Origin of the sequence: Paenibacillus sp. F411, assembly GCF_017582705.1 — a bacterium.
GTDB lineage: Bacteria > Bacillota > Bacilli > Paenibacillales > Paenibacillaceae > Paenibacillus_AQ > Paenibacillus_AQ algicola.
The window spans coordinates 312,137-325,829 of the sequence record NZ_JAGFIP010000002.1 but is presented as its reverse complement, the minus strand read 5'-3'; the positions used below and the strand labels follow the sequence as shown (position 1 = coordinate 325,829).

Here is a 13,693-nt window from a genome sequence, read left to right as displayed (position 1 = left end):
TGATTCCTCCTTGTCATGTTTATTGGCGGATCTGGCCGCTGCCGCTCACGATGTATTTCGTGGAGGTCAGCGCCGGCAGGCCCATCGGGCCGCGTGCATGAAGCTTCTGGGTACTGATGCCGATTTCGGCGCCGAATCCGAATTCGAACCCGTCTGTAAAGCGGGTGGAAGCATTGTGGTACACCGCTGCAGCGTCTACCTCCTGGATAAAGCGGGAAGCATTCTCGCTGGAGGCGGATACGATGCACTCGGAGTGCTTGGTACCGTAGTCAGCGATGTGCTCAATGGCTTCATCGAGGTTATTTACGATCCTCACATTGAGCACATAATCATTATACTCTGTAGCATAATCCTCCGGCGAGGCTGAAAGTGCCCAGGAAGCATAGCCTTTGGTCGCTTCGTCGCCCCGGATCTCGACTTGCTGCTCCCGGAACTTCTCCAGCAGGCCAGCCAGGTGCTGCGCTGCAAAATCGGCGTGGACGAGCAAAGTCTCCATAGAGTTGCAGACAGAAGGGCGCTGCACCTTCGCATTGAGGCTGATTTGCTCTGCCATTACAGGGTCAGCTGATTGATCAAGATAGGTATGACAGATGCCGGCGCCGGTTTCGATGACCGGAACGGTGGCATTCATGACAACATTCTGGATCAAGGAGCTGCCGCCGCGCGGGATAATGACATCCAGCAGCCCGTTCAGCTTCAGCATTTCATCCACGGAAGCGCGATCGGTATCTTCAATAAGCTGCAGCGCATCCTTCGGAATAGCCGTTGCTGCCATAGCGTCATGAAGAACCTCGACGATTTTTTTGTTGGAGGAGATGGCTGAAGAGCCCCCTCGGAGAACGACGGCGTTTCCGCTCTTCAGGCACAGCCCGGCCGCATCCACCGTCACGTTAGGTCTGGCCTCGTACACAATCCCGATGACGCCGATTGGAACCCGGATCTTGGTGATGGACAGGCCGTTCGGGCGGTCCATCGTATCCAGGGTGTCTCCCACGGGGTCGGGAAGCTCCACGATCTGACGCAGTCCTTCTGCAATGCCCTGGATGCGGGACTCATCCAGAGCTAAACGATCCAGGAGGGAGGGGGAGGTTCCTTGCTCCTTCCCGCGCTGCAAATCCTCGGCGTTTGCTTGAATGATTTCGGCGGAGCGCTGGATCAAGGCATCTGCCATACTCAGCAGAGCCTGATTCTTCTGTTCGGTCGTCAGTTTATTCAGTACCGGAGCTGCCTGCTGGGCAAGACCGGCTTTGGTTCTCACTTCACTCATTGGCTGCAAGCCTCCTTCTATTCCTTATCCTATCACTTTAACGTAATCCATTCATCCCGGTGGATGACTTCCAGGCGATGTACCTCGCCAAGAGCGGCGAGCACCTCTCGGGTCGACATGCCTATAATATGCTGGAGCTGCTCGGAATCATAATTGACAATCCCCCGGCCCACACGTTCGCGGCGGCTGTTCATTACCTCAACCACATCACCGAGCTGAAAATGTCCTTCCATACTCTTCACACCGACCGGAAGCAGGCTGTGCCCGCCGTGGAGCAGTGCTTTCTCGGCTCCATCATCCACGATAAGGGTTCCAAAAGGGGAGGACATAAAGCCGAGCCACTGCTTCTTCATGGGCAAGGTTGAGAGCTGGGTGGCAAAACGGGTGCCGTTCCCGTTGCCCTTCAGTGCACGAAGCAGCTCGCCGGGCTGATCTGCCCGGCCAATGAAGACGGGAACGCCTCCACGGGTGGCAATCTTGGCCGCATCCAGCTTCGAGCGCATCCCGCCGGTACCGACATTGCTGCCTGACCCGCCAGCCAGTCCATAAATCTCTTCGGTAATCTCCTCAATCTCCTGAAACCGGACGGCTTCAGGATTCTTGCGGGGATCAGCGGTATACAAGCCGTTCATATCCGTCAGGATGATGAGGTGCCTGGCTCGAACCATGTTGGCCACGAGCGCGGACAAGGTATCATTGTCCCCGAATTTCAGCTCGTCCACAGATACAGTGTCGTTCTCATTAATGACCGGAATGACACCCTGCTTCAGCAGCTCTTCAATCGTCAGGCTGGCGTTGTTCATGCGTTTTCGGTTGGAGAAATCCGTTCGGGTCAAAAGGATCTGGGCGGCTGTCAGCCCATGCCCGGCAAAGGCGGCCTGATAGGATTCCATGAGCAGAGCCTGGCCCACTGCTGCGGCCGCCTGCTTCTCATGCAGCAGGCGCGGCTTGGCCGGATAGCCGATCTTGCGGAAACCGGCAGCGACGGCACCGGAGCTCACCAGAAGCACTTCATGTCCTTCTTGGGTTAACTGCGCCAGCTCGGAGGCATAAAATTGGATGGCAGCGGCATTTAAACCGCCTTCCGGAGTGGTTAGGGAGCTGCTGCCGATTTTGACGACGACACGTGAAGGCATTACAATCACTTCCTCATTGTTGTTCTATATCCTTGATATAGCCATAAAAAAAGCTTTCGTCCTTGTATGACAAAGGACGAAAGCTTAACTTCCGCGGTACCACCTTTATTGATGAGGTCACTCATCCGGCTCTTTCCCTGTAACAGAGGGTGCTGTCCTGCTGGGCAGGCCGTTCGGGGTTAGGTTTCGGAAGGGGGCTAAACGGCGAATTCTTTCAGCCTGAGGAATTCGCTCTCTGGGCGCGCCGGACCTGTCGTACTGATCCCGTCATTACGTTTATGAGTTCGGTTTATAATTACTAGCAAGAATACCACAACGGCTTCTGCTTTTCAAAGATCAATGGCTCAGAATACGCCCAGCTTACCAATCCGGGCAGCGGCCTCTTGCAGGCGCTCTTCACTGCTTAGCAGGCCGGCACGCACATAGCCTTCACCATGTGCTCCGAATCCAACACCCGGTGCCATGACGACATGGGCTTCTTCAAGAAGAAGATTGGCAAACGAGACCGAGGTGAAGCCCTTGGGTACCGGCAGCCAGCTGAAGAACGAGCCTGTAGGCTTGGCTGCATTCCAGCCAATTCCCTTTAGAGCGTCGTGAAAAGCGTCTCTGCGGGATTGATAAACCGACACCAGGTCCCGCACACAGTCCTGCGGACCAGTTAGAGCTTCGGCTGCCGCAGACTGAATGCCTCCGAACAGACTGACATACATATGGTCCTGAAGCTGATTGATCAGTGAGATGATCCTCGCATTGCCGAGAGCGAATCCGACTCTCCAGCCGGCCATGTTGTAGGTCTTGGAGAGGGTGTAAAATTCAATGCCTACATCCTTGGCGCCTTCTGCCTGCAGGAAGCTGACGGGACGATGACCGTCAAAGCCGATCGCACCGTATGCAAAGTCACTTGCAACCACAATGCCGTGTTGTGCAGCAAATGCCACAGTTTCTTCGTAAAAGGATAACGGGGCGTCCGCTGAGGTCGGATTGTTCGGATAATTCAAAAACATGAGCCGAGCCCGCTCCTTGTCTCTATCCGAAATGGCACTGTAATCAGGTAAATAATCGTTACTCTCCACTAGCGGCATAAATTTCATCTCGGCTCTGGCCAGAGCAACGCCTGACCAGTAGTCGGGGTAACCGGGATCGGGCACCAGGCAAAGCTCACCGGGATTCAGCAAAATCTGCGGCAGCTCGACGAGCCCGGTCTTGCCTCCAAACAGGATGGCCACCTCCGTCTCGGGGTCCAGGTCTACCTGGTAATCCTCCTTATATCTCTTGGCAATAGCCTCCTTCAAAAAAGAGTAGCCGCTAAACGGAGAATACTTATGATACTGCGGATTATCGGCTGCTTCCTTTAGCCGGGCTACGATATGAGCTGGTGTCGGCTGATCGGGATTGCCTTGTCCGAGATTAATAACATCATGCCCTTGAGCAGTCAAACGGCTTACATTACCGACCAGCGTGGCAAAAAATTGTGTTGGCAGCTGTGCCATGATGTCAGCAGGGCGGATTTCAAATGGCGGGTTAAGGTTCAAATTCATGTTAAAGTCACTCCGGTTCTGTACTGCTTCCTGCGCCAAAAAGAGTACGTCATGATTTCTTTGAACCTAAATTTATCACGATTTATCAGGGCTGTATAGAGGGCTTTGGGGCGTTCTATTGAAACGACAGAGTTTACGGGATATGATGAGGATATTGCAGCATGCCACGAAAGGAGTTTTTTCTGTGAACATTGTGCTGATTCAGGCTGATATTCAGATCGGTGAACCGACCGCCAATTTTCAACATATAAAAAAGCTTATGGAGACTGCGCTTTCCGAGGGGCAGAAGCCGGATATTCTGGTGCTGCCTGAGATGTGGAACACAGGCTACGCGCTGGAACGCATTCATGAGCTGGCCGATCCGGACGGCAGACAGGCCAGGGAGCTTTTGAGCTCTTTTGCCAAGAGACATCAGGTGCATATCGTCGGCGGCTCTGTGGCGGAGAAGAAGAACGGACAGATCTATAACACGATGTATGTTTATGACGCTGCAGGTGAGCAGAAAGCCATGTATTCCAAGATTCATTTGTTCAGACTGATGGATGAGGAGAAGCATCTGTCTGCCGGAGATCAGGCGGTAGTGTTTGATCTTCAGCCCGGATTTACAGCCGGTGCATCCATCTGCTATGATGTCCGTTTTCCAGAGCTGTCGAGAACGCTTGCGCTGAAGGGTGCTCAGGTATTGTTCGTTCCTGCAGAGTGGCCGAATCCGCGGCTGCATCACTGGAGAACGCTGCTGACGGCCCGAGCCATTGAGAATCAAATGTATGTTGTGGCCTGTAATCGGGTTGGCACAAGCGGGGACACTACTTTTTTTGGTCACTCCATGATCATTGACCCTTGGGGCGACATCGTTGTGGAGGGCGGCGAAGAGGAAGGTATCCTCCGGGGGGCGCTGAATCCGGCGTTGACGGATGAGGTTCGGACCCGCATTCCCGTCTTTGAAGACCGCAGACCGGGATTGTACAAGCTGAGCTGATCACCTTGAATCCAGCGTTTCATCCTTGAGGTCACGGGTATACTATGTGTATTCCCCAACAAGGAGGTATGAAGCCATGGCCAATCAAGATCACAACGAGCAGGACAGCCAGGAAACCATTCAGGAGCAGAAGAATCAGTTCCGCAGCTTTGTAGAGGGTGTATCCGAGGGCGGAAGCCGCGGCAGCAACGATGCCATTGAAGACAAGGCCCGCATTCCTGATAACCAGAACCGGCTGGTGGACAAGCACAATCTGCGCAAGTAGATAGGGCTGGCCTGGATCAGCATAATCTGGGATTGTAGATTGACGCTGGCGGGATTAGCGGTGAAGACGGTTTGAGAGTGTCAGGGAAGCTTGATGATTAATAAAAAGGCGATGTTTAGGGAGATTCCCTGGCATCGCCTTTTTGGGCTCTGGTGGTGGTCTGTTTCGGGACGAGTTCGGTTTTTCGAGTTCGTTGTGCCGGAAAGCGCCGTGGGGACGGGAACGAGTTCGGTTTTTCGAGTTCGTTGGACCGAATAGCGCCGCTGAGTCGAAATGAGTTCGGTTTTTCGAGTTCGTTGGACCGCATAGCGCCGCTGAGTCGAAACGAGTTCGGTTTTTCGCGTTCATTGGGCCCACTAGCGCCGTGGAGGCGGAATGAGTTCGGTTTTTCGAGTTCGTAGGACCCAATAGCGCCGTGGAGGCGGAATGAGTTCGGTTTTTCGCGTTCATGGGGCCGAATAGCTCCGTGGGGACGGAACGAGTTCGGTTTTTCGCGTTCATGGGGCCGAATAGCGCCGCTGAGGCGGAATGAGTTCGGTTTTTCGCATTCGTTGGACCGCATAGCGCCGTGGGGACGGAACGAGTTCGGTTTTTCGCATTCGTTGGCCCACTAGCGCCGCAGCGGCGAAAGGAGTTCGGTTTTTCGAGTTCGTTGGACCGCATAGCGCCGCTGAGTCGAAACGAGTTCGGTTTTTCGCGTTCATGGGGCCGAATAGCGCCGCTGAGGCGGAATAAGTTCGGTTTTTCGCATTCGTTGGGCCCACCAGCGCCGTGGAGGCGGAACGAGTTCGGTTTTTAGAGTTCGTTGGACCGAATAGCGCCGTGGAGACGGAACGAGTTCGGTTTTTCGCGTTCGTTGGACCGCATAGCGCCGTGGAGGCGGAATGAGTTCGGTTTTTCGCATTCGTTGGACCACATAGCGCCGCTGAATCGAAATGAGTTCGGTTTTTCGAGTTCGTTGGACCGAATAGCGCCGCTGAGTCGAAATGAGTTCGGTTTTTCGCATTCGTTGGGCCCACTAGCGCCGCTGAGTCGAAACGAGTTCGGTTTTTCGCGTTCATGGGGCCGAATAGCTCCGTGGGGACGGAACGAGTTCGGTTTTTCGCGTTCATGGGGCCGAATAGCGCCGTGGGGACGGAACGAGTTCGGTTTTTCGCGTTCATGGGGCCGAATAGCGCCGCTGAGGCGGAATGAGTTCGGTTTTTCGCATTCGTTGGACCGCATAGCGCCGTGGAGGCGGAATGAGTTCGGTTTTTCGCATTCGTTGGCCCACTAGCGCCGCAGCGGCGAAAGGAGTTCGGTTTTTCGAGTTCGTTGGACCGCATAGCGCCGCTGAGTCGAATCGAGTTCGGTTTTTCGCCTACATTACCTCTTAATGACTTAATCCTTGCAGATGGAGCGGTCGCTCTCGGCCAGGCGGCCCATGACTTCCTTGAAGGTTTCAATGAACGCTTCCGCAGCCTTGGATAAATATCGGCCGTTTCGATACGCTATGACCAGCGTCCGGCTGGGGACCGGCTCTGCAAGCGGCAAATACACAGGAATGAATTCGCTGCGCTTGGCCCGCACGATGAAGCGGGGAACGAGGGTCACGCCCATGCCCGCGGCAACGAGCGACTGGACCGTCTCGATGTTATTGCTTTCGAACACCACCCTCGGCTCGAAGCCGGCATTCCGGCAAAGATCGAACGTCAGCTGGCGGAAGCCTTGACCTTTTTTGAGCACAATGAAGGCTTCGTCCTTCAGCTCCTCCAAAGCGACGGGCACCGGGCTGCCCTTATCCGCTCTCGCCGCCAGCGGATGGCGGATCGGCACGGCGAGGTCAATTCGTTCTTCTCCAATAGGCACCCAGGACAAGGATGGCTCGGTTAATGGCAGCGATAACAGGCTGAGATCTGTTTTTCCACTAGCCGTCAGCTTCTCGAGATTGGCAGAGGAATCCTCCAGTAATGCAATCTCGACATCAGGGTATTGCTGGTGAAAAGCAGGGAGTACCCACGGCAGCAGATGTGAGCCGGTGATCGGCATGCTGCCCACGACGACTTTCCCTTTGCGGAGCTGGGATATATCCGACATTTCCTGCCGAAGCTGCTCCACGGCATCCATGATTTTTTGGGCGTGCTCCACAAAGCTGGCGCCTGCATGAGTCAATTCGACCGTGCTGGTATTCCGTTGAAACAGCAGTACACCGAGCTCTTTTTCGAGCTTGGACAATTGCTGGCTAAGTGAAGGCTGAGCGATGTGAAGCTTTTCTGCGGCCCGGGAAAAATTTTTGTCCGCTGCAATTTGCAGGGTATACATTAACTGGCGTAATTCCATATCATCACTCCGTTATAGGCAATACCTATGAAATTTATAGTTCAATTATATTAGTTTATCATTGAATTTAAAAGTAAGAAGTCATTTATAGCTGGAACCTATTGCTTTTATAGATTTTATATCTTGGATCAATCAAGAGGAACATGCTATATTACGTATAAGCAAAAGGGAGATTCAACTCTCTTTAATATGGACGTAATGAACTAATGGGGTGATATGAATGAGTAAAAAGACAATGTTTGAGAAAATCTGGGACAATCACGTGATCCATCAGGAGGAAGGCAAGCCCGGCATCCTGTATATTGATTTGCATCTGGTGCATGAGGTAACCTCTCCCCAGGCCTTTGAAGGCCTGCGCCTGAGCGGCCGTAAGGTTCGCCGTCCGGAGCTGACTTTTGCAACAATGGACCACAATGTTCCGACAAAAGACCGCTACAATATCAGTGATCCGATCTCCAAGCAGCAAATTGACACATTGACTCAGAACTGCCGGGACTTTGGCGTAACGCTGTATGATCTGGAGACGATTGACCAGGGTGTTGTACACGTTATGGGACCGGAGCTGGGCTTGACTCATCCGGGCAAAACTATCGTGTGCGGCGACAGCCATACGTCTACTCATGGTGCTTTCGGCGCATTGGCCTTCGGTATTGGTACCAGTGAGGTTGAGCATGTGCTTGCGACCCAGTGCTTGCAGCAGGCCAAAGCAAAAACCATGGAGGTTCGCTTCAAGGGCAACCGTAACCCTGGCGTAACCGCGAAGGATATGATTCTCGGCGTAATTGCTAAATACGGCACGGATTTCGCGACGGGATATGTAATTGAATACACCGGTGAAGCGATTCGTGATCTGTCGATGGAAGAGCGCATGACCGTTTGTAATATGTCCATCGAGGGCGGCGCCCGTGCGGGGATGATCGCTCCGGATGAAACGACATTTGAATATTTGCGTGGACGTCAGCATGTGCCTCAAGGTGCAGACTTTGACCGTGCTGTAGCTTCCTGGCAGCAGCTCGTTACTGACGAAGGCGCCGAGTTTGATCTGGTGCTTGAATTCGATGTGGAGACCCTGATCCCGCAAGTAACCTGGGGCACCAGCCCGGGCATGGGTACAGACATTTCCTCCGCAGTACCTAACCCGGCAGATTTCAAAACCGAGAACGAGCGCAAGGCAGCTGAAAAGGCACTGGAGTACATGGCCTTAACGCCAGGTACACCGATGTCAGAAATTCCGATTGATTATGTATTTATCGGCTCCTGCACGAACGGACGGATTGAAGACCTTCGCGCTGCCGCCGCAGTAGCAAAAGGACACAAGGTTTCACCTCAGGTCACTGCAATTGTCGTTCCCGGTTCCGGCCGCGTGAAGCTGCAGGCTGAGAAGGAAGGCCTGGATCAAATCTTTACAGAAGCAGGCTTTGAATGGCGTGAAGCCGGATGCAGTATGTGCCTTGCCATGAATCCGGATGTGCTTCAGCCAGGACAGCGCTGTGCCTCGACCTCCAACCGTAACTTTGAAGGACGCCAGGGACGTGGCGGCAGAACACATCTCGTATCTCCGGCAATGGCAGCTGCAGCAGCTGTAAAGGGACATTTTGTTGATGTCCGTGACTGGAATTTTGTATCTGAAGAAGCTGTTATCTAAGAAGGGACGGGGGAGTTTACAATGGAAGCATTTACGAAATTAAACGGATTGGTTGCACCCGTGGACCGGGTCAATGTAGATACCGATGCAATTATACCTAAGCAGTTCTTGAAAAGAATCGAGCGCACAGGCTTTGGCCAGTTTCTGTTCTACGAATGGCGCTTCGACGAGCAGGGAGAGGTCATCACAACCTTTCCTCTGAATCAGCCGCGTTATCAAGGAGCCAGCGTACTGATCTCCAGAGCGAACTTTGGCTGCGGCTCCTCCCGGGAGCATGCCCCTTGGGCGATTATGGATTACGGCTTCCGTGTTGTGATCGCGCCTTCGTTTGCGGATATCTTCTATAACAACTGCTTCAAGAACGGCATTCTGCCGATCAAGCTGTCGGAAGAGCAGGTTGAAGAGCTGTTCAAGCGTACTGAAGCTCATGAAGGCTATCAGCTGAGTGTAGATCTTGAGAACAAGCTTCTCTCCGATGATCAAGGGCTTCAGATTCAGTTTGATCTCGATGAGCATCGTCGTCAGTTCCTGCTTCAAGGTCTGGATGATATCGGACTGACGCTGCAGCATGCTGATGCCATTGATGCCTACGAGCAGGAGCATCACAACCGTTTGTTCGCCTAAGCCGGCAGCATTCGATATTTCTTTCTAAAAAACTTCAAAACTTCCATATCCGCTGTAGGATATGGAAGTTTTTTCTGTTAAAATCATAGATATAGTGCGGAACATTCGCTGTGAAGCCGGAAAATGCCGCATGCTGAGCCAATATGGCGGTTTTTGGGTACTCGTCGCTTTCATTAAATTCATAGGGATGGTAGAGGTGTGAGTATGAAGAAGTGTGGTCTGCTGATGTTTTTGGTGCTTTTTCTGCTGAGTTTAGGCAGTGCAGGAAAAGCGGAGGCAAGCGGTGCAAAGATTTATCTGGATGGAGAACAGCTGAATTTACCGTCCGGAGTCAAGGTGTTAAATGTCAACAACTCTATCATGGTCCCCATTCGGGTCGTTTCCGAGAACCTAGGCTATGAAGTGAAATGGGAAAAGTCCACTCAGACCGTTTCTGTGCTGGACAGCGTTACGGCGGTACATATGAATGTGGGCAAGACACAGTCTCAGGTGAACGGGATCGAGGTTCAGATGAGCATCCCGCCGATGCTGCAGGGGGGAACCACCCTGGTGCCGCTGCGCTTTGTAAGTACAGAGATGGGCATGGATATTGAGTGGGACAACCAGATCAAGGCGGTATATTTGACTAGCAGCGCACCTCCTGTCGCGACTGAACCCGTTCAAGTAAGCCCGCCCCCAGCAGGATCAGTGGGAAGTAATCCCGGCGCTGTCAGTCCTGTAGAAGAAGTGACCCCGGTCTCAGCTTTGGCAAGCGTCGATGGCATCAGCTTCGTCGATAACCAGCTGCTGATTGCCGTATCCGGAAAAGTGACGCCTAAGGTTTTTAGTATTCCTAGCCCTGACCGGATTGTCGTTGATCTTCCGCAAAGCTTTCTGTCCAGCTCCTTTGCCGGGTCGGATCAACAAGTGGGCAAGGAAACGATCCTTCCGCTTGAAGGATACCCCGACGTGAAGCAGATCCGTTATGCCAGATTCAGTGCTTCCCCGGAAACCGTGCGTGTCGTTCTGGACCTCCATACGTCCAAAGCGTATGAGCTTACCCATCAGAATGGATTAATTACACTCAACTTAAACATAGAGCAGACCGCAGCACCGGCGGAGCCGGCTAGCAGCGGCAAGAAAATCGTTGTCATTGATGCCGGACACGGAGATGGAGACCCGGGTGCTCCTAGTGTGAACAAGCGTTGGGAGAAGGACTTTAATCTGGCCGTTGCCCAGAAGGTCGGGAAGCTCCTGGAGAAGGAAACTCAGATCGAAGTAGTCCTTACACGAAGCAATGACACGTTTCTGGAGCTGAAGGATCGGGTAAAAATAGCTAACAACCTTAAGGCTGATGTTTTTGTTTCCATCCATGGAAATAGCAACAATTCCAGCAGCGCCAACGGAACGGAGACTTTTTATACGCGGGATGCCAGCTTGTCTTTTGCCAAAATTATGCACAGTCATCTTTCTAAAGCTACAGGTCTTAAGAATCGTGGCGTCTCTTACGGAAATTTTCATGTGACCCGCGAAACATCCATGCCGGCCGTACTGCTGGAGATCGGGTTCTTAAGCAATAAAGGTGATGAAACACAGATGTTCAAGGAAGATTTCCAAAACCGGGTGGCACAAAGCATCGTAGATGGAATTAAGGAATATCTTAAAGTACAGTAATGTACTTCCCAAGGGGGACGGTTCAATGAGTCAACGTAAATATTGGTCAGCAGCAATTCTGGCTGCTGTAATGGTAATGAGCAGCGGATGTGGAGACAAGCCGGCTGCAGCACCTCCTGCAGACACGGGAGCGGTAAAGCAAGCGGCAGGTGCCGATGAGGGCAACGTCAAAGATGATGTTGATACCACCCAGCAGGCACAAGGGACTGCAGGTACTCAGACCGCAGGAAACAGCACTTCAGCTTCAGATGGAGAGAAGAAGGAGGAGCCGATGCGCAAAGAAAAGGTAGTCCTCTACTACACAGATCCTGAGCTGATGGGCGTCGTTGAAGCCCCGGGTGAAATTATGTACAACGGCGCTGAAGACAAATACGCTAAAGCTTTTAATGCACTACAGCAGAGCGATGATGAAGAGTTCGTTCCATTGTGGAATGAGGCCATTACGCTGAATCAGGTTGAATTTGACGCCGGGGCGCTCGTTCTGGATATCACCAAGCCCGCTGAGGCAAATCTGGGTGCTGGCGGAGAGATGTACGCTCTGGAAGCAATGAAGAATATGTTTTTCCAGTTTGAGGAAGTTCAGTCGATCCAGCTGCTTATTGATGGAGAACAGGTCGAGAGTTTGATGGGACATGTTGTCCTCGAGCATCCGATGAAGCGTCCTACACCTTAATTAGCTAGCGGTAGATTTCAGGTAATATTATTCTTATATAAAGTAAAGCAGCCTTTAAGCAATCTGCTTAGGGCTGCTTTATTTTTTTGGCAAAGTGGAAAAATTTTCGCAACTTTAGAACGAGTGACGCGTCTATTGTATGTCAGGTAATGTCGGACAGGCCGGGAAGTCTACGCCATTTTATGGCAGATTAATAGGATGGTAGGGGTGAAGGATGAAGAAGTTCGGTTTTTTTATGTTTCTGTTCATCATCATGCTGGTGTTTCCAAAGGGCATTGAGGCAAGCGCATTAAGTGCCAAGATTTATTTGAACGGCAATGAGCTGCAGCTGTCTCAAGGTGTCAATGTGGAAAATATCAATGGAACCGTGATGGTGCCGATCCGGGTCGTATCCGAGAATTTGGGCTACACGGTAGGCTGGAATCAGGCAGCACAGAAAATTACGGTTCAAGGCGGAGGAAAAACCGTCGAGATGGTGGTCGGAAGCAGCAGTGCATCCATTGATGGTCAGCGTGTAAGCATGGTTAAGGCACCGCTCTTGCGCGGAGGCACGACAATCGTACCCATCCGGTTTGTGAGTGAGCAGATGGGCATGAATGTCAGCTGGAACAATCAAGAGAAAGCAGTATACCTTATTACCCCGGAGTCAGGCGTCTCAAACCCAAGTGAGTCCGATTACGGTACTCTGACAACGATTGACGGAATCAGCTTTAGCAGCAATCGCCTGCTGGTAGCGGCGACAGGAACGATGAAGCCCAAGATTATGAAGCTGACCTCGCCGGACCGGATTGTCATTGATGTAGAGAATGCGGCATTCTCCGAGCAATTCAGCACGAGTAATATTTTGGACGCTACAAACAATGGGTCCTTGACGGTAACCGGATATCCAGATGTGAAATCGGTCCGGTATTCGCTGTACAGCGACAGCCCGTCAACCGTTCGCATTGTCATTGATCTGAATTATCCCAAAAATTATACGCTTCATAATGAACCTAACGGCTTGTTTACAGTGGACCTGAATACAAGCTCTGAGCCGGTTCCTGCTCCGGGAGCAGGCAGCAAAAAGCTCGTCGTCATTGATGCCGGACATGGGGGTCATGATCCTGGCGCAATCAGCGTCTCGAAGAAAAAGGAAAAGGATTTTGCCCTGAGTCTCGCTCTCAAAACGGCCAAGCTGCTGGAGAACAGCTCAACGATCGACGTTGTCCTTACACGCAGTGATGACACCTTCCTGGAGCTGAGTGACCGCGTGAAAATTGCCGAGAAGCTGAAGGCAGATGTCTTTATCTCCATTCATGCCAATGCGGGACCTGCCACGGCTTCCGGAACGGAGACCTTTTATCAGCGTTCGTCCAGTAAATCGTTGGCGACGGTCATTCATAAAAATATGTTAAATGCCGTTGGATTGAAGGACCGCGGAGTGAAATACGGGAATTTCCACGTCATCCGCGAGACCACGATGCCGGCCATTCTGCTGGAGGTCGGGTTCCTGACCAATAAAACGGATGAAACCAAGCTCTACGATTCCGGGATTCAGGACCGTGTCGCGAAGTCGATTGTGAACGGACTCAATGAATATTTTAAATAATAGTGA

The 13,693-nt window shown here is 52.2% G+C and carries 13 protein-coding genes; 7 read left to right on the top strand and 6 right to left on the bottom strand.

Annotated features, from left to right (window positions below; genetic code table 11):
• Nucleotides 1–19: 19 nt before the first annotated feature.
• From JJQ72_RS03925 to JJQ72_RS03915, 3 genes are all read right to left on the bottom strand, one after another.
• Nucleotides 20–1,267 carry a glutamate-5-semialdehyde dehydrogenase gene (locus tag JJQ72_RS03925; protein ID WP_138225618.1) on the bottom strand — a complete coding sequence of 416 codons (1,248 nt, stop codon included), beginning with the start codon at nt 1,265–1,267 and terminating at the stop codon, nt 20–22.
• A 32-nt stretch (nt 1,268–1,299) separates the two neighbouring features.
• On the bottom strand, nt 1,300–2,403 hold the full coding sequence (gene proB / locus JJQ72_RS03920) for a glutamate 5-kinase (RefSeq protein WP_208202833.1): 1,104 nt from the start codon (nt 2,401–2,403) through the stop codon (nt 1,300–1,302).
• Nucleotides 2,404–2,747: 344 nt separating this feature from the next.
• Nucleotides 2,748–3,941 (bottom strand): pyridoxal phosphate-dependent aminotransferase, encoded by a 1,194-nt coding sequence (locus tag JJQ72_RS03915; RefSeq protein ID WP_138225620.1) that lies wholly within the window; start codon nt 3,939–3,941, stop codon nt 2,748–2,750.
• Between the two features lie 145 nt (nt 3,942–4,086).
• Between JJQ72_RS03915 and JJQ72_RS03910 the strand changes: the two genes are divergently transcribed.
• A complete protein-coding gene (locus JJQ72_RS03910; protein WP_208202885.1) occupies nt 4,087–4,920 on the top strand; it encodes a carbon-nitrogen family hydrolase in 834 nt (277 codons plus the stop codon).
• 76 nt (nt 4,921–4,996) lie between these two features.
• Nucleotides 4,997–5,185 carry a hypothetical protein gene (locus JJQ72_RS03905; RefSeq protein ID WP_138225621.1) on the top strand — a complete coding sequence of 63 codons (189 nt, stop codon included), beginning with the start codon at nt 4,997–4,999 and terminating at the stop codon, nt 5,183–5,185.
• A gap of 115 nt (nt 5,186–5,300) precedes the next feature.
• On the opposite strand, the gene JJQ72_RS03900 is transcribed toward JJQ72_RS03905, so the two are convergent.
• From JJQ72_RS03900 to JJQ72_RS03890, 3 genes are all read right to left on the bottom strand, one after another.
• Complete coding sequence (locus JJQ72_RS03900; RefSeq protein WP_208202832.1) at nt 5,301–5,747, bottom strand: hypothetical protein; 447 nt, start codon at nt 5,745–5,747, stop codon at nt 5,301–5,303.
• A 233-nt stretch (nt 5,748–5,980) separates the two neighbouring features.
• Nucleotides 5,981–6,409 carry a hypothetical protein gene (locus tag JJQ72_RS03895; RefSeq protein WP_208202831.1) on the bottom strand — a complete coding sequence of 143 codons (429 nt, stop codon included), beginning with the start codon at nt 6,407–6,409 and terminating at the stop codon, nt 5,981–5,983.
• 156 nt (nt 6,410–6,565) lie between these two features.
• Nucleotides 6,566–7,504, bottom strand: coding sequence for a LysR family transcriptional regulator (locus tag JJQ72_RS03890; RefSeq protein WP_208202830.1), 939 nt, complete (start codon nt 7,502–7,504; stop codon nt 6,566–6,568).
• A 220-nt stretch (nt 7,505–7,724) separates the two neighbouring features.
• Here JJQ72_RS03890 and leuC point away from each other — a divergent pair, with 220 nt between their 5' ends.
• The 5 genes from leuC (at nt 7,725) to JJQ72_RS03865 (ending at nt 13,687) form a co-directional block, all read left to right on the top strand.
• The gene (leuC, locus tag JJQ72_RS03885) at nt 7,725–9,149 is read left to right on the top strand and encodes a 3-isopropylmalate dehydratase large subunit (RefSeq protein WP_138225623.1); all 1,425 of its coding nucleotides are present in this window, start codon (nt 7,725–7,727) and stop codon (nt 9,147–9,149) included.
• 21 nt (nt 9,150–9,170) lie between these two features.
• Nucleotides 9,171–9,773, top strand: a complete 603-nt coding sequence (gene leuD / locus JJQ72_RS03880) for a 3-isopropylmalate dehydratase small subunit (RefSeq protein ID WP_208202829.1) — start codon at nt 9,171–9,173, stop codon at nt 9,771–9,773.
• A gap of 204 nt (nt 9,774–9,977) precedes the next feature.
• Complete coding sequence (locus JJQ72_RS03875; protein WP_208202884.1) at nt 9,978–11,426, top strand: N-acetylmuramoyl-L-alanine amidase family protein; 1,449 nt, start codon at nt 9,978–9,980, stop codon at nt 11,424–11,426.
• 25 nt (nt 11,427–11,451) lie between these two features.
• Nucleotides 11,452–12,099 (top strand): GerMN domain-containing protein, encoded by a 648-nt coding sequence (locus JJQ72_RS03870; RefSeq protein ID WP_208202828.1) that lies wholly within the window; start codon nt 11,452–11,454, stop codon nt 12,097–12,099.
• A 214-nt stretch (nt 12,100–12,313) separates the two neighbouring features.
• Entirely contained in the window at nt 12,314–13,687 is a 1,374-nt protein-coding gene (locus tag JJQ72_RS03865; RefSeq protein WP_208202827.1) for an N-acetylmuramoyl-L-alanine amidase family protein, read from the top strand.
• The last annotated feature ends 6 nt before the right edge of the window (nt 13,688–13,693 follow it).